The 15,053-nt window shown below is 57.9% G+C and carries 17 protein-coding genes and 1 pseudogene; 3 read left to right on the forward strand and 15 right to left on the reverse strand.

Annotated features, from left to right (window positions below):
• Positions 1–4 precede the first annotated feature (4 nt).
• Positions 5–1,432 (reverse strand): non-oxidative hydroxyarylic acid decarboxylases subunit C, encoded by a 1,428-nt coding sequence (locus ABLU88_RS18205; protein ID WP_109240807.1) that lies wholly within the window; start codon positions 1,430–1,432, stop codon positions 5–7.
• Positions 1,432–2,025 (reverse strand): non-oxidative hydroxyarylic acid decarboxylases subunit B, encoded by a 594-nt coding sequence (locus tag ABLU88_RS18210; RefSeq protein WP_004104955.1) that lies wholly within the window; start codon positions 2,023–2,025, stop codon positions 1,432–1,434. Before ABLU88_RS18210 ends, ABLU88_RS18205 begins: the two co-directional genes overlap by 1 nt.
• 169 nt (positions 2,026–2,194) lie before the next feature.
• Here ABLU88_RS18210 and ABLU88_RS18215 point away from each other — a divergent pair, with 169 nt between their 5' ends.
• A complete protein-coding gene (locus ABLU88_RS18215; protein ID WP_004853601.1) occupies positions 2,195–2,611 on the forward strand; it encodes a MarR family transcriptional regulator in 417 nt (138 codons plus the stop codon).
• On the opposite strand, the gene ABLU88_RS18220 is transcribed toward ABLU88_RS18215, so the two are convergent.
• Positions 2,608–3,495 (reverse strand): LysR family transcriptional regulator, encoded by an 888-nt coding sequence (locus ABLU88_RS18220; protein ID WP_014839360.1) that lies wholly within the window; start codon positions 3,493–3,495, stop codon positions 2,608–2,610. The genes ABLU88_RS18215 and ABLU88_RS18220 overlap by 4 nt on opposite strands.
• A gap of 107 nt (positions 3,496–3,602) precedes the next feature.
• Here ABLU88_RS18220 and ABLU88_RS18225 point away from each other — a divergent pair.
• Positions 3,603–4,812: pseudogene (locus ABLU88_RS18225) on the forward strand (MFS transporter).
• On the forward strand, positions 4,809–5,186 hold the full coding sequence (locus tag ABLU88_RS18230) for a DUF4440 domain-containing protein (RefSeq protein WP_032751032.1): 378 nt from the start codon (positions 4,809–4,811) through the stop codon (positions 5,184–5,186). The pseudogene ABLU88_RS18225 and the gene ABLU88_RS18230 overlap by 4 nt, the downstream one beginning before the upstream one ends.
• A 65-nt stretch (positions 5,187–5,251) precedes the next feature.
• Here the strand turns inward: ABLU88_RS18230 and rpoS are convergent, their stop codons facing one another.
• The 12 genes from rpoS to cysD form a co-directional block, all read right to left on the reverse strand.
• On the reverse strand, positions 5,252–6,244 hold the full coding sequence (gene rpoS, locus ABLU88_RS18235; protein ID WP_004104962.1) for an RNA polymerase sigma factor RpoS: 993 nt from the start codon (positions 6,242–6,244) through the stop codon (positions 5,252–5,254).
• Positions 6,245–6,403: 159 nt separating this feature from the next.
• A complete protein-coding gene (gene nlpD, locus ABLU88_RS18240) occupies positions 6,404–7,465 on the reverse strand; it encodes a murein hydrolase activator NlpD (RefSeq protein ID WP_223852525.1) in 1,062 nt (353 codons plus the stop codon).
• 182 nt (positions 7,466–7,647) lie between these two features.
• Complete coding sequence (locus ABLU88_RS18245) at positions 7,648–8,274, reverse strand: protein-L-isoaspartate(D-aspartate) O-methyltransferase (RefSeq protein ID WP_009651549.1); 627 nt, start codon at positions 8,272–8,274, stop codon at positions 7,648–7,650.
• On the reverse strand, positions 8,268–9,029 hold the full coding sequence (gene surE, locus ABLU88_RS18250) for a 5'/3'-nucleotidase SurE (protein WP_025106440.1): 762 nt from the start codon (positions 9,027–9,029) through the stop codon (positions 8,268–8,270). The genes ABLU88_RS18245 and surE overlap by 7 nt, the downstream gene beginning before the upstream one ends.
• Positions 9,010–10,059 carry a tRNA pseudouridine(13) synthase TruD gene (gene truD / locus ABLU88_RS18255; protein ID WP_014226586.1) on the reverse strand — a complete coding sequence of 350 codons (1,050 nt, stop codon included), beginning with the start codon at positions 10,057–10,059 and terminating at the stop codon, positions 9,010–9,012. The genes surE and truD overlap by 20 nt, the downstream gene beginning before the upstream one ends.
• Entirely contained in the window at positions 10,056–10,535 is a 480-nt protein-coding gene (ispF, locus tag ABLU88_RS18260) for a 2-C-methyl-D-erythritol 2,4-cyclodiphosphate synthase (protein WP_004853615.1), read from the reverse strand. The genes truD and ispF overlap by 4 nt, the downstream gene beginning before the upstream one ends.
• Complete coding sequence (ispD, locus tag ABLU88_RS18265; protein ID WP_004853617.1) at positions 10,535–11,245, reverse strand: 2-C-methyl-D-erythritol 4-phosphate cytidylyltransferase; 711 nt, start codon at positions 11,243–11,245, stop codon at positions 10,535–10,537. Before ispD ends, ispF begins: the two co-directional genes overlap by 1 nt.
• A gap of 19 nt (positions 11,246–11,264) precedes the next feature.
• A complete protein-coding gene (gene ftsB / locus ABLU88_RS18270) occupies positions 11,265–11,582 on the reverse strand; it encodes a cell division protein FtsB (protein ID WP_004104977.1) in 318 nt (105 codons plus the stop codon).
• Positions 11,583–11,722: 140 nt separating this feature from the next.
• Positions 11,723–12,049 carry a DUF3561 family protein gene (locus ABLU88_RS18275; RefSeq protein ID WP_004124286.1) on the reverse strand — a complete coding sequence of 109 codons (327 nt, stop codon included), beginning with the start codon at positions 12,047–12,049 and terminating at the stop codon, positions 11,723–11,725.
• A gap of 53 nt (positions 12,050–12,102) precedes the next feature.
• Positions 12,103–12,708 (reverse strand): adenylyl-sulfate kinase, encoded by a 606-nt coding sequence (gene cysC / locus ABLU88_RS18280; protein ID WP_048260280.1) that lies wholly within the window; start codon positions 12,706–12,708, stop codon positions 12,103–12,105.
• Positions 12,708–14,135 carry a sulfate adenylyltransferase subunit CysN gene (cysN, locus tag ABLU88_RS18285; RefSeq protein ID WP_182158230.1) on the reverse strand — a complete coding sequence of 476 codons (1,428 nt, stop codon included), beginning with the start codon at positions 14,133–14,135 and terminating at the stop codon, positions 12,708–12,710. Before cysN ends, cysC begins: the two co-directional genes overlap by 1 nt.
• 9 nt (positions 14,136–14,144) lie before the next feature.
• Complete coding sequence (gene cysD / locus ABLU88_RS18290; RefSeq protein ID WP_004104981.1) at positions 14,145–15,053, reverse strand: sulfate adenylyltransferase subunit CysD; 909 nt, start codon at positions 15,051–15,053, stop codon at positions 14,145–14,147.

The following is a 15,053-nucleotide window of genomic DNA, read 5'->3' on the forward strand; positions in this document are numbered from 1 at the left end:
CTCCTTATTTACGTTTGGCCAGCATGGCGGTCAGTTTTTCAGCCCAGGCTTTGGTTTCAGGAAGATCCTGTACCGGCTGGCTGTAGTGGCCGCGCAGATCGGGCGCAACCGGCGTGGTGGCGTCGATAATCAGTTTGTCGGTGATCCCCGCCGGGCTGGAGCCTGGATCAAGCTCCAGGACCGACATATTCGGCAGCTGCACCAGGTCACCCGCCGGGTTGACCTTCGACGACAGCGCCCACATCACCTGCGGCAGGTTGAACGGGTCGACGTCTTCATCAACCATGATCACCATCTTCACGTAGCCCAGACCGTGCGGCGTGGTCATCGCCCGCAGACCCACCGCGCGGGCAAAGCCGCCGTAGCGTTTTTTGGTGGAGATAATCGCCAGCAGGCCGTGGGTGTACATCGCGTTGACGGCCTGCACCTCCGGGAACTCGGCCTTCAGCTGCTGATACAGCGGTACGCAGGTGGCCGGGCCCATCAGGTAGTCGATCTCGGTCCACGGCATACCGAGATAGAGGGACTCGAAAATCGGCTTACTGCGGTAAGAAACCTTATCGATACGCACCACCGTCATATTACGGCCGCCCGAGTAGTGGCCGGTAAATTCGCCGAACGGGCCTTCAATTTCGCGCTTGCGGCTTTCAATCACCCCTTCGAGGATCACCTCTGACCCCCACGGTACGTCGAAGCCGGTCAGCGGCGCGGTGGCGATTGGGTACGGGCTTTCACGCAGCGCGCCGGCCATCTCATATTCCGACTGATCGTATTTCAGCGGCGTGGCGCCCATCAGGGTGATAATCGGATCGTTACCCAGGGTAATAGCGATCGGCAGGTCTTCACCGCGCTCTTCCGCTTTGTGCAGATGCAGAGCGATATCGTGCATAGGTACCGGCTGCAGACCGAGTTTACGTTTGCCCTTCACCTCCATACGGTAAATGCCGACGTTTTGCTTACCAAAATTGTCCGGGTCGAGAGGATCGCGAGAAACCACGCAGGCTTTGTCGAGATAAAAGCCGCCGTCGCCGTCATTGAGACGGAACAGGGGCAGAATATCGAACAGATTAATCGCCTCGCCGTCGACGGTATTTTCCGCCCACGCCGGGTTTGCCCGCCGCTCCGGCGTCACCGGGAATTTATCCCAACGACGAATAAATTCGTCGATCTGATTTTTCACCGGCGTATTCGGCGGCAGCCCCAGCGAGATAGCGTGGTTCTGCCAGGAACCGATGGTGTTCATTGCCACGCGCGCATCGGTAAAACCGCGAATATTGTCAAACCACAGAGCGGGAGCGCCATCGCCGATGCGCCCGGTCGCGTTTGCCGCCGCGGCCAGATCCGGCTCCGCGTTCACTTCTTCGCTAATTTTCAGCAGTTGCCCCTGGTCGTCCAGCGCCTGCAAAAAGCTGCGCAAATCATCAAAAGCCATTATTCATTCTCCTGTGATACATTCTCTACCGCCCGCAACCCGCTCCAGCGGCGCGCTTTGTGATACTCCAGACCGAACTGATCCAGCACCCGCGTGACAACGTGGTCAGTGACGTCCTCAATGGTTTTGGGATGGTTGTAATAAGCGGGCATGGGCGGCACCATCGCCACCCCCATGCGTGACAGGGCCAGCATGTTTTCCAGATGGATCGTGCTCAACGGCATTTCACGCGGCACCAGCACCAGCTTACGCCCCTCTTTCAGCACCACGTCCGCGGCCCGCCCCACCAGCCCCTCGGCATAACCGGCACGGATACCCGCCAGCGTTTTCATACTGCAGGGGATAACGATCATGCCGTCGGTACGAAACGAACCCGATGAGATGACGGCGGCCTGGTCCGCCGGACTGTGCGAGAAATCGGCCAGCGCAGCCACTTCACGGGCGCTGTAAGGCGTTTCCAGCTCAATGGTGGTTTTGGCCCACTTTGACATCACCAGATGCGTTTCCACTTCCGGCATCTCTCGAAGCGCTTTGAGCAGCGCCACGCCCAGCGGAGCACCCGTCGCTCCGGTCATCCCTACAATTAGCTTCATCATCGCCTCATAATTGTTCGTATACGAACGTTTTTATTAAAACTACGCTTGATGAGCTTTTCGTGCAAGTGCGTTCGTACACGGCCGCATTTTTCATCAAAACAGGAAAAATGCTAAAACGCCTCCCGAACGGCTATCATAGAACCGACGGTTTGATTACGGAGTTGTCATGGAGTTAAAAAACGAGGCGTTTCACCTGCTACGCCAGCTTTTTCAGCAGCACACCGCCCGCTGGCAGCTTGAACTGCCGGACCTCACCAAACCGCAGTATGCGGTGATGCGTTCCATTGCCGAACATCCCGGCATTGAACAGGTGACGCTAACGGAAGCGGCGGTCAGCACGAAAGCGACGCTGGCGGAGATGCTGAGCCGAATGGAGAGCCGCGGTCTGGTTCGTCGCGAACACGATCCGGCGGACAAACGCCGTCGGTTTGTCTATTTAACCGCAGAAGGCGAAGCGCTACTGGCAAGCTCAATGCCGCTGGGTAACGCCGTTGATGAAGAATTTTTAGGTCGGCTGAACGATGAAGAGCGCCAGCAGTTTTCGCAAATCATCCACAAGCTGATAGCGCGAGAACCCAATTAACCCAGGCGCTCGCGGAGAAAATCAATAAACGCCCGGACCCTGACGGGAACGTGCTGCGCGTCCGGGTAAACCGCGTACACCCCCTGGCGCGGAAAGCTAAACGCCGGCATCACCTTCACCAGCGCGCTGTCTGCCAGCGCAGCGGCCACCAGCCATTCGGGCAGCAGCGCGATGCCGCTGCCCGCCAGCGCAAAGGCCATCAGCGCACTGGCGCTATCTGCCGACAGCCGCGGCGCCTGTTTAATCTCGAAGGCGATGCTCTCCTCATCGGGCCCGGTAAGCGGCCAGCGGAGCGGCGCGGTCAGACGTTCATGAATAATCCACGCCGCGTGGGCCAGCTCCTCAAGCGTCTTTACAGGATGCTGCGCCAGCCATGATGGGGCAGCAACCGGGACGATGGCAAAACGCGATATCAGCGCCGCGCGGTAGCGCGAATCCGCCAGCGTCCCGAGGCGAATCGCCACGTCAAACCGTTCGGAGATTAAATCCGCGTGGTGAGAAGAAGAAACATGGCGCACGCGGAGCGCTGGATGCCGCTGGCTGAACTCCGCCAGCGCCGGGATAATCACCTGCGCGCCATATTCTGGCGTCGTTGTGATCCGCAGTTCACCGCTCAACCCCACATGGCTGCCCCGGACGTCGTCCTGCAGGTTTTCCGCCGCTTTCAGCAGCGCGACCCCGCGATGATAGAAGAGCGAACCGGCTTCCGTCAGCGTAAGCCGCCGGGTCGATCGCAACAGCAGCGTAACCCCCAGCTCGCTCTCCAGCTGGCGAATGTTGAAACTCACCACCGCCTTGGTCTGCCCCAGGGCCGTCGCCGCCGCGGTAAAACTTCCGCTATCGACCACCGCTACAAACATGTTCATCCGCTGCAGGTTCAGCATCGCGCCGCCAATTGTCAAAAAATTTCAGACAGTATATCTCCGAATGTCGTGTTTATTCGCCCTGACGCTGAGGTTTACAGTAGCGGCCTTCACGGGGGGTTTAATCAATGACGTATCGCAGCAAGGTCGCAACCGTTTTTCTGCTGGGTTTCTTTCTCGACTTAATCAATATGTTCATCGCCAGCGTCGCCTTTCCGGCGATGGGCCGGACGCTGCACGCGTCGGTGGGCGAACTGGCGTGGGTCAGCAATGGCTATATTGCCGGGCTCACGCTGGTACTGCCATTTAGCCCCTGGCTCAGCCAGCAGTTTGGTACCCGGCGGGTATTCCTGCTTTCGCTCAGCATATTTAGCTTTGGGGCTCTGGCCGCAGGAATGGCCGACTCGTTGACCAGCCTTGTCATGTGGCGCGCCCTGCAGGGGATGGGCGGCGGACTATTGATTCCGCTAGGCCAGTCGCTAACCTGGCAACAGTTCAGGCCTCATGAGCGGGCGAAACTTTCCGCCGCGGTGATGCTGGTCGGGCTGCTGGCGCCGGCGTGCTCGCCGGCGATCGGCGGGGTGCTGGTGCAATCGCTCAGCTGGCGCTGGGTTTTCTTTGCCAGCCTGCCGATCGCGCTGCTGACGTTCGGACTGGCAGCGCTGTGGATTAAGGATGAGAGACGCGTCGCGCGGCCGGGGGAACTCCTGCGTCTCTCGCTACTGCGCGATCCGCTGCTGCGCTTTTCAATGCTGGTCTATCTCTGCGTGCCGGGGACTTTTATTGGCATCAATGTCGTCGGGATGTTTTATTTACAAAGCGTGACGGGGATGTCGCCCTCCGCCATCGGCGCCCTGATGCTTCCGTGGTCGCTGGCCTCGTTTGTGGCGATCGCGACGACCGGCCGCTATTTCAATCGTCTCGGCCCTCGCCCGCTTATAGCGGTCGGCTGCCTTCTCCAGGCAGTCGGGATCGTCACCTTGGCTGGCGTCAATGCCCATACCGCCAGCAGTATGCTAATCGCGGCATTTATATTCATGGGCGCAGGCGGCAGCCTGTGCAGCAGTACGGCCCAGAGCAGCGCGTTTCTGAATGTGGCGAACGGCGATATGCCGGACGCCAGCGCGCTGTGGAATCTTAACCGCCAGCTCAGTTTCCTGATGGGATCTGCGCTACTGGCAGCCTTACTGAGCGCCTTTTTGCTTTACTGGCCAACGCCGCAGGCGTGGCGTATTTATCGCCGCCGCCGCGTTGACCCTGGCGCCGCTGCTGGGCTGCCTTACCTTCGATAACCGGGCGATAATCATGCGCCTGCACGGTAAAATGGAGAACAAATGAATCGCTATATTGCGGAAGTTATTGCGGCCCACGTTGCTATAGAAAACTGGCTGAATCAGGGGGACGGGAGCGCCGACGCGCTGATGCGTCGCTTTAGCCCGGACTTTACCATGATCCCGATAAACGGTATGCGCATGGATCATCAGGCGGTCAGCGCCTTTTTTCACGGGGCTCGCGCCAGCCGTCCGGGCTTAAAGATTGTCGTCGATAGTGCCGCCATACTTGCCGAATGGCGCGATGGCGCAGCGGTGAGCTACCGGGAAACACACGCTCTCCCAGGCAAAGCGGAAACCGCGCGCTGGTCGACGGTTCTTTTCCGTCTGCAGGAAGAGAAAATCATCTGGCGGCACCTCCACGAGACGGCGATCGCGTAAGCGACGGAGGCCCAAAAAAGAAAAAGGCCCAATCAAAGGATTGAGCCTTTTTTAAGAAAGGTGTCTTACTCGCGGAACAGCGCTTCGATGTTCAGCCCCTGACTTTGCAGGATCTCCCGCAGACGGCGAAGACCTTCTACCTGGATCTGACGCACGCGTTCGCGGGTCAGGCCAATTTCGCGGCCCACATCCTCAAGCGTCGCGGCTTCATAGCCGAGCAGACCAAAGCGACGAGCCAGCACTTCACGCTGCTTGGCGTTCAGTTCGAACAGCCATTTGACGATGCTTTGTTTCATATCATCGTCCTGCGTGGTGTCTTCCGGGCCGTTGTCTTTTTCATCGGCCAGAATATCCAGCAGCGCTTTTTCCGAGTCGCCGCCCAGCGGTGTATCCACCGAGGTAATGCGCTCGTTCAGACGCAGCATCCGGCTCACGTCATCAACTGGCTTATCCAGCTGTTCGGCTATCTCTTCCGCGCTTGGCTCGTGGTCCAGCTTATGGGACAACTCGCGTGCGGTACGCAGATAAACGTTCAGCTCTTTGACGATATGGATAGGTAAACGAATGGTACGGGTTTGGTTCATGATCGCCCGTTCAATCGTTTGGCGAATCCACCAGGTCGCGTAAGTCGAAAAACGGAACCCACGTTCCGGGTCAAACTTCTCAACTGCGCGAATCAGCCCCAGGTTACCTTCTTCAATCAGATCCAGCAGAGCCAGACCGCGATTGCCGTAACGGCGGGCTATCTTGACGACCAGACGCAGGTTACTTTCGATCATCCGGCGGCGTGACGCAACGTCACCACGCAGCGCGCGACGCGCAAAATAAACCTCTTCTTCGGCCGTCAGCAGTGGGGAATAACCAATCTCTCCAAGATAAAGCTGCGTCGCATCGAGCACCCGTTGGGTTGCTCCCTGCGAAAGAAGCTCTTCCTCAGCCAGATCGCTATCACTGGGTTCCTCTTCAACTAAGGCTTTCTCATCAAAAACCTCGACTCCGTTCTCATCAAATTCCGCGTCTTCATTTAAATCATGAACTTTCAGCGTATTCTGACTCATAAAGATGGCTCCTACCCGTGATCCCTGAGCAAAGCACCTTCCGCTAAACATCACTTAAAAGACGCCCGGACGAGAACCTTTTCTGCCCCGGTAAAGCAGGCATTCTGGCCGCCCTGGCGCCTCTTTTAGCGATACTGAGCTTATCCGTACTTTGCCAAATTATCGCTGCGGTAAATACTGCAGCGGGTTGACGGATTTCCCCTTGTAACGAATTTCAAAATGCAAACGTGTAGAACTTGTACCTGTGCTACCCATGGTAGCGATTTTCTGCCCCGCCTTGATATCTTGTTGCTCTTTTACCAGCATCGTATCGTTATGTGCGTAGGCGCTCAGGTAATCATCGTTGTGTTTGATGATAATAAGATTACCGTAACCGCGCAGTGCGTTACCGGCATAGACGACGCGCCCATCTGCGGTCGCGACAATAGCCTGTCCTTTACTGCCTGCAATATCAATACCTTTATTGCCACCTTCGGCACCACTAAAGTTCTCGATAACCTTGCCATCAGTCGGCCAGCGCCATGAAGAGATCGGCGAACTGGTTGACGTACTGCTTGCAGTCGATTGGGTTGTGCTGACAGCCGGGGCCGTAACAGGCGCGACGGTTGTTGTCGTCGTCGCAGGCTTGTTATTCGGCAACATCTTATTAGCACTCTGTTCACCTGAAGATTCAGAATACGTAATAGTTGGTTGGGACGCAACCACCGCGGTGGATTTTTGTGCAGAATTTGCGGTTAACATCCCGCCGCTGCTGGCCTTCACGCTGGCCTGGGCGACAGGGTTATCTCCGGTGATTGGCTGACCGGACGCGTTGCCAACCTGCAGCGTCTGACCCACGTTCAGACCGTACGGCGCCGGGATATTATTACGCTGCGCCAGGTCGCGGAAGTCGTTCCCGGTGACCCACGCAATATAGAATAGCGTGTCGCCGCGTTTAACAGTATAGGTACTGCCGCCGGTATAGCTACCTTTCGGAATATCCCCATACTTACGGTTGTAGACAATTTTGCCGTTCACCGTTTGTACCGGCTCCTGAGCCATCGGCTGAACCTGAGCGGGCTGCGTCTGCACCGGCTGCGTTTGTACCGGGCGCGCCTGCGGAACGTTATTGGATGGAGGCGTGATCAGCATTCCGGAATTCGTGCTGGAAGACGAAGTCCCGCCAGCCGAGCTGACCGGCGCAGGCGGATTGTTGGAGCTGCTGCAGCCTGCCAGCCACAGTGACACCAGTGATAAAGCCGCAATGCGGCTTAAGGTAAAATTTGGGCTTCCCGCGCTCATTTATCCCCCAGGAATATGTTAACTACCAATATCTTGCTCACCGGACGGCGCCCGGCCAGGACACGAAAAATGCGTCCACCCTATGCCTAAATGCAGGCAAAAAAACCTGGAATAATCCGGGTTCAGGCTAACTCCCCCTTCACGAGGGGAACAAAGCGCACGGCTTCGACAGTATCAATGACAAACTCGTTGCCGCGCCGACGGATCCGCTTCAGGAACTGATGCTCTTCGCCAACCGGCAGCACCAGTACGCCGCCATCGTCCAGCTGCGCCAGCAGCGCGGCCGGAATTTCCGGCGGCGCGGCGGTAACGATAATCGCGTCGAACGGCGCACGCGCCTGCCAACCCTGCCATCCATCGCCGTGACGGGTTGAAACATTATGTAAATCAAGTTGTTTAAGACGACGGCGCGCGTGCCACTGCAAACTCTTAATTCGCTCAACCGAGCAAACGTGATGCACCAGATGCGCCAGAATCGCCGTCTGATAGCCAGAGCCGGTGCCGATTTCCAGCACCCGGGACTCCGGCGTTAGCGTCAGAAGCTCGGTCATCCGCGCCACCATGTAGGGTTGCGAGATGGTTTGCCCCTGACCAATCGGCAGCGCCGTGTTTTCCCACGCCTTATGTTCAAAGGCTTCATCAACAAACTTTTCTCGCGGCACCATGGCGATCGCGTTCAGCACGCGCTCGTCAATAATGCCCTGCGTGCGGAGCTGATTGAGAAGACTTTCAACACGTTTACTTACCATTGCGTATCAACTCCAACGCGATCCAGCCAGCCGCTAACCACCTCATGCGCGCCGTGGGCGGTTAAATCGACGTGTAGCGGCGTGACCGACACATAGCCTTCATCCACGGCGGCAAAGTCGGTATCCGGCCCGGCGTCGTACTTTTCGCCCGGCGGTCCGATCCAGTACAGCGTATTGCCGCGCGGATCTTTTTGCGGGATCACCTGGTCGGAAGGATGGCGACTGCCGCAGCGGGTCACGCGGATACCTTTGATCTGCTCAAGAGGCAGATCCGGCACGTTGATATTGAGAATGCGCCCGGTGCGCAGCGGCTCGCGGCCTAAAGCGCGCAGAATAGAGCAGGTGACCGCAGCAGCGGTATCGTAATGCTGATAGCCGTTTAGCGAGACGGCCAGCGCCGGAAAGCCCAGATGACGGCCTTCCATCGCGGCGGCAACGGTGCCGGAATAGATGACGTCGTCACCGAGGTTGGGTCCGGCGTTAATGCCGGAAACCACGATATCCGGACGCGGCCGCATCAGGGCGTTGACCCCGAGATAAACACAGTCCGTCGGCGTGCCCATCTGTACGGCGATATCGCCGTTATCAAAAGTGAAAGTACGAAGCGAAGATTCCAGCGTCAGGGAGTTCGACGCTCCGCTGCGGTTACGATCGGGTGCAACTATCTGAACCTCAGCGAATTCCCGTAAGGCCTTTGCCAGGGTCTGAATGCCCGGCGCATGAATCCCATCATCGTTACTCAGCAATATTCGCATAGTCACCCGTTGTATTGATAAGCTCCCTTACTACGCTGGTGGCGAAGCTGCCCGCGGGCAGCCAGAAACGCAGTTCAACGGTAACGTCATCCCACCAGTTCCAGCTCATCTGCTGGGGATAAAGCAGCATCGCCCGGCGGGCGGCCTCTACTTTTTCACGCACCAGCAGCGCCTGTAGCTGCGTCTCTTCGACCACTGCCGCCTGCTCGGCGGCCAGCGCATCCCGTTGGCTTCCCCAGTCGCCGCTGCCCACAAGCGCAGCGGTAATCATCAGCTCGCGGTTATCTACCCGCGCCTGGAGTTCCGTCAGTTCTTCAGAGGCCGCAACGAACCAGCTTCCGCGCCCCGCTAATTGTAGCGCATCGCCATCAACAACCTGATTAAATTCCGGTTTTTTTAATCTAATACCAACCTGTTGATTAAACAATGCGCTGCGGGCCGCCGACAACCAAAAACTGCGTTTATTGCGATCGCGCACCGGCGCGCCGCTCTCGGCCCAGCGCAGCGCCCCCAGCAGGTTACTGCCGCCGATACCGAAGCGCTGGGCGCCAAAATAGTTAGGTACGCCATGCTCAGCAATCGCCTGTAAACGCGTTTCGACATCGTCGCGATCGCTGATTTCGCGCAGCACCAGCGTAAACTGGTTCCCCTTCAGCGCCCCGAGGCGCAGCTTGCGCTTATGGCGCGCGTACTCCAGTACCTGACAGCCTTCAAGCTGAAATTTGCTCAGGTCGGGCATCTCTTTGCCCGGCACTCGGGCGCACAGCCACTGTTCAGTCACCGCGTGTTTGTCCTTCTGCCCGGCAAAGCTCACTTCACGCGCATGAATTTTAAGGAATTTTGCCAGCGCGTCAGCAACAAAACGTGTATTGCAGCCGTTTTTCAGAATACGCACCAGCACATGCTCGCCTTCGCCGTCAGGCGCAAAGCCGAGATCCTCAACCACCACGAAGTCCTCCGGGTTGGCTTTTAGCAGCCCCTGGCTCAGCGGTTTTCCATGCAGATAAGTGAGTTCGTCAAAAGCGATCATTTCTCCGCCTTACGCAGCAGCGCCACCGCTTCACAGGCAATGCCTTCGCCGCGACCGGTAAAGCCCAGCTTTTCCGTGGTGGTGGCTTTGACGTTAACATCGTCCATATGGCAACCGAGATCTTCGGCAATAAAGATGCGCATCTGGGGAATATGCGGCAGCATTTTTGGCGCCTGGGCGATAATGGTGACGTCAACGTTGCCAAGGGTATAGCCTTTCGCCTGAATCCGCCGCCACGCTTCGCGCAGCAGTTCGCGGCTGTCGGCGCCCTTAAAGGCCGGGTCGGTATCCGGGAACAGCTTGCCGATGTCGCCCAGCGCCGCCGCGCCGAGCAGCGCATCGGTCAGCGCGTGCAGCGCGACGTCGCCGTCGGAGTGGGCCAGCAGCCCTTTCTCGTAGGGTACGCGCACGCCGCCGATGATGATTGGGCCTTCACCGCCAAAAGCGTGTACGTCAAAACCGTGTCCAATTCGCATTAAGCCTTCTCCTGGTGTCGGGAACGGGTAAGGTAAAATTCGGCCAGCGCCAGGTCTTCCGGGCGCGTCACTTTAATATTATCAGCTCGTCCGGCGACCAGTTCAGGATGAAAGCCGCAGTACTCCAGCGCCGAGGCTTCGTCGGTGATGGTCGCCCCTTCATTAAGCGCCCGCGTCAGGCAATCAACAAGCAGTTCGCGAGGGAAAAATTGCGGCGTCAGCGCGTGCCATAAATCGTTACGTTCAACGGTATGGGCGATGGCAGCCCTGCCCGGCTCCGCGCGCTTCATCGTGTCGCGAACCGGAGCGGCCAGAATGCCGCCCGTACGACTGGTTTGGCATAGCTGAAGCAGGCGGCTGAGATCGTCCTGGTGCAGGCAGGGGCGCGCGGCATCGTGCACCAGCACCCAGTCGGCTTCGCCAAGAACCTTCAGGCCAGCGAGAACGGAGTCCGCGCGTTCCGTGCCGCCATCAACGACGGTGATTTGGGAGTGGTTCGCCAACGGCAGTTGGCTGAAGCGAACGTCGCCCGGGCTGACGGCAATCACCACCCGCTGTATAAGGGGGTTTGCCAACAGCGCGGCGACCGCGTGCTCGAGAATCGTTTTGTTACCGATTGAGAGATATTGTTTAGGGCATTCCGTTTGCATGCGGCGGCCAAAACCGGCTGCCGGCACCACGGCGCAAACGCCCGGAAAAGTGGCTGCCATGTTGTAATCCTGGGCCTGTTTATCGATTATTCTGCTGTTGCCCCGCGGCCTGGTTGCGTTTTGACGCATCCGGCACCAGACGATAAAACGTTTCGCCCGGGCGGGTCATACTGAGTTCATTGCGCGCGCGCTCTTCGATAGCTTCCTGACCGCCGTTGAGGTCGTCAATTTCGGCGAACAGCTGATCGTTGCGTGCTTTTAATTTAGCGTTCGTTGCCTGCTGCGCGGAGACATCGTCGTTAACCCGGCTATAGTCGTGCAGACCATTTTTGCCGAACCATAGCGAGTACTGCAGCCAGACCAGCAAAGCCAATAACAGCAGCGTTAGTTTACCCATCCTGCCCCCTGAAAAACGGCATCATCATCCCATAACTCGCCCGAGTTCTCTACTCTGGCGCGCGGACGACGCCGCGTAACGCGGGGACTGTACCACATTTTTACCGTTGATACCCAGGCTAGATTCATTCGTAGAAAGGACTACCCCAGTAGCCAGAGGAACAGCAGACCGAACATCAGTCCGACGGTTAAAATCGTCGCGCAGACGCTGTACTGAAGTTTGCCGTCCATCAGCGAATGCAGCGCGATGCCAACCACGACGGCAACCGGCATTAATGCCAGGAAGAACGGCCAGGTGTAGAGGAGGACAAATAGCGTGTTACTGCCATAGATCAGGAAGGGAATACCCAGCGCCAGCAGCCATGAAATAAAGCCAACGGCAGCGCCCGACAGAGACCAGGTGGTCTCGTCGCTGACTGCCGGCGGCGGTTCTGAACGAATAATACTGATGTTCTGGGTATTGCGCATATCGAATCCTGTTGACCTAGCGATCGGCATCCTGTGATGATGCCGCTGCCGTTTCAGGATCTGATAATATCGCTCTGTCGTAGCAGGTCTAATAATTGGTGCACCAAATTTGTTACCAATTGTTCACCGTCGAGGTGAATTTCGGCGCGCTCCGGGGATTCATACACTGAATCAATTCCGGTAAAGTTGCGCAGCTCCCCGGCCCGTGCCTTCTTGTACAGCCCTTTCGGATCCCGCGCTTCGCAGATCGCCAGCGGCGTATCGACAAAGACTTCAATAAAGCGCCCTTCGCCCAAACGTTCGCGCACCATCTGCCGCTCTGCGCGATGCGGTGATATAAACGCAGTCAATACTACCAGCCCGGCATCCACCATCAGCTTCGCCACTTCACCCACCCGGCGAATGTTTTCTTTGCGGTCGTCGTCGCTGAAGCCAAGATCGCTGCACAGGCCGTGACGCACGTTATCGCCATCCAGTAAATAGGTGTTCACGCCGAGCCGATGCAGCGCCTCTTCCAGCGCGCCGGCAACGGTGGATTTCCCCGAGCCCGAAAGCCCGGTGAACCACAGCACCACGCCGCGATGGCCATGATGCTGCTCGCGCTGCGCCTGCGTGACAGGATGTGCGTGCCAGACGACGTTTTCGTCATGTCGGGCCATTACTTGCCTCCCAGCAGGTCGCGGGCGTCCCAGTGCGGGAAGTGCTTGCGAATAAGCTGGTTCAGCTCAAGCTCAAATGCGCTGTATTGCGAAGCGCCTGCCTGAGCCTGCTCGTTCGGTTCGCGTACCATCCCTGCGCCAACGGTCACGTTGGTCAAACGATCGATAAAAATCAGGCCCCCGGTGACCGGGTTATCCTGGTATTTATCGAGTACCAGCGGCTCGTCGAAAGTCAGATCCACCAGCCCAATGCCGTTGAGCGGCAGCGATTCCACTTCGCGCTGGGTCAGGTTGTTAATATCAACCTGGTAGCGTACGCCATCCACGCGGGCGCGGGTTTTCTTACCGGCGATTTTAATGTCATAGCTCTGGCCAGGCGTTAGGGCCTGCTCCGCCATCCATACCACATCAACGCTGGCGCTTTGTACCGCAGGCAGAGAGACCGTCGCGTCCACCAGCAGGTCACCGCGGCTGATATCAATTTCATCCTTCAGCACAAGAGTGATAGCTTCCCCGGCCGCCGCTTCCGGCAGATCGCCGTCAAAGGTGACGATGCGCGCCACGGTGGATTCCACCCCCGACGGCAGCACTTTCAGGCGCTGTCCTACGCTCACGCGGCCGGCGGCAACCGTACCGGAGAATCCGCGGAAGTCGAGGTTCGGGCGGTTGACGTACTGCACCGGGAAGCGCAGCGGCTGGCTTTCCACCACGCGCTGAATCTCAACGGTTTCCAGCACTTCCAGCAGCGTCGGGCCGCTGTACCACGGCATTTTATCGCTCTGGCTGGCGACGTTGTCCCCTTCAAGCGCGGAAAGCGGGACAAAGCGAATGTCGAGATCGCCTGGCAGCTGTTCAGCAAAGGTCAGATACGCTTCACGGATGGTGTTAAAGGTATCTTCGCTAAAATCGACGAGGTCCATTTTATTCACCGCCACCACCAGGTGTTTGATCCCCAGCAGCGTGGAGATAAAGCTGTGACGACGGGTTTGATCGAGCACGCCTTTGCGGGCGTCGATCAGCAGGATCGCCAGGTCGCAGGTTGACGCGCCGGTCGCCATGTTGCGGGTATATTGTTCGTGTCCCGGGGTGTCGGCGATAATAAATTTGCGCTTCTCGGTAGAGAAGTAACGGTAGGCGACGTCGATGGTGATGCCCTGCTCACGCTCGGCCTGCAGACCGTCCACCAGCAGCGCCAGATCGAGTTTTTCACCCTGGGTACCGTGACGTTTGCTGTCGTTATGCAGCGAAGAGAGCTGATCTTCGTAAATCTGACGGGTATCGTGCAGCAGGCGGCCAATCAGCGTACTTTTGCCGTCGTCGACGCTGCCGCAGGTCAAAAAGCGCAGCAGGCTTTTGTGCTGCTGGGCATGCAGGTAGGCTTCAACGCCGCCTTCATTGGCAATTTGTTGTGCAATAGTCGTATTCATGGCGGCTCCTTAGAAATAACCCTGACGTTTCTTCAGCTCCATGGAGCCTGCCTGGTCGCGGTCAATCACGCGCCCCTGTCGTTCGCTGGTGGTCGAGACCAGCATCTCTTCGATGATCTCCGGCAGCGTTTGCGCATTGGACTCCACCGCGCCGGTCAGCGGCCAGCAGCCGAGGGTGCGGAAGCGTACCATCTGTTTTTTGATCATCTCGCCGGGCTGTAAATTGATGCGATCGTCATCGATCATCATCAGCATCCCGTCGCGCTCCAGCACCGGACGCTCCGCCGCCAGGTACAGCGGAACAATTTCAATATTTTCCAGATAGATGTACTGCCAGATGTCCAGCTCGGTCCAGTTGGAGAGCGGGAACACGCGGATACTTTCGCCCTTGTTAATCTGGCCGTTATAGTTGTGCCACAGCTCCGGGCGCTGGTTTTTCGGATCCCAGCGGTGGAAGCGGTCGCGGAAGGAGTAAATACGCTCTTTAGCGCGGGATTTCTCTTCATCGCGACGGGCGCCGCCGAACGCGGCATCGAAGCCGTATTTGTTCAGCGCCTGCTTGAGGCCTTCGGTTTTCATGATATCGGTATGCTTGGCGCTGCCGTGAACGAACGGGTTAATCCCCATCGCTACCCCTTCCGGGTTTTTGTGCACCAGCAGCTCACAGCCGTAGGCTTTAGCGGTACGGTCACGGAACTCGTACATTTCGCGGAATTTCCAGCCGGTATCGACGTGCAGCAGCGGGAACGGCAGGGTGCCTGGATAAAACGCTTTACGCGCCAGATGCAGCATCACGCTGGAGTCTTTGCCGATGGAGTACATCATCACCGGGTTAGAGAATTCGGCGGCCACCTCACGAATGATATGGATGCTTTCCGCCTCCAGTTGCCGCAGGTGAGTAAGTCGTTTTTGGTCCAT

This window comes from Klebsiella sp. GW_Kp182 (assembly GCF_040062275.1).
Lineage (GTDB): Bacteria > Pseudomonadota > Gammaproteobacteria > Enterobacterales > Enterobacteriaceae > Klebsiella > Klebsiella michiganensis.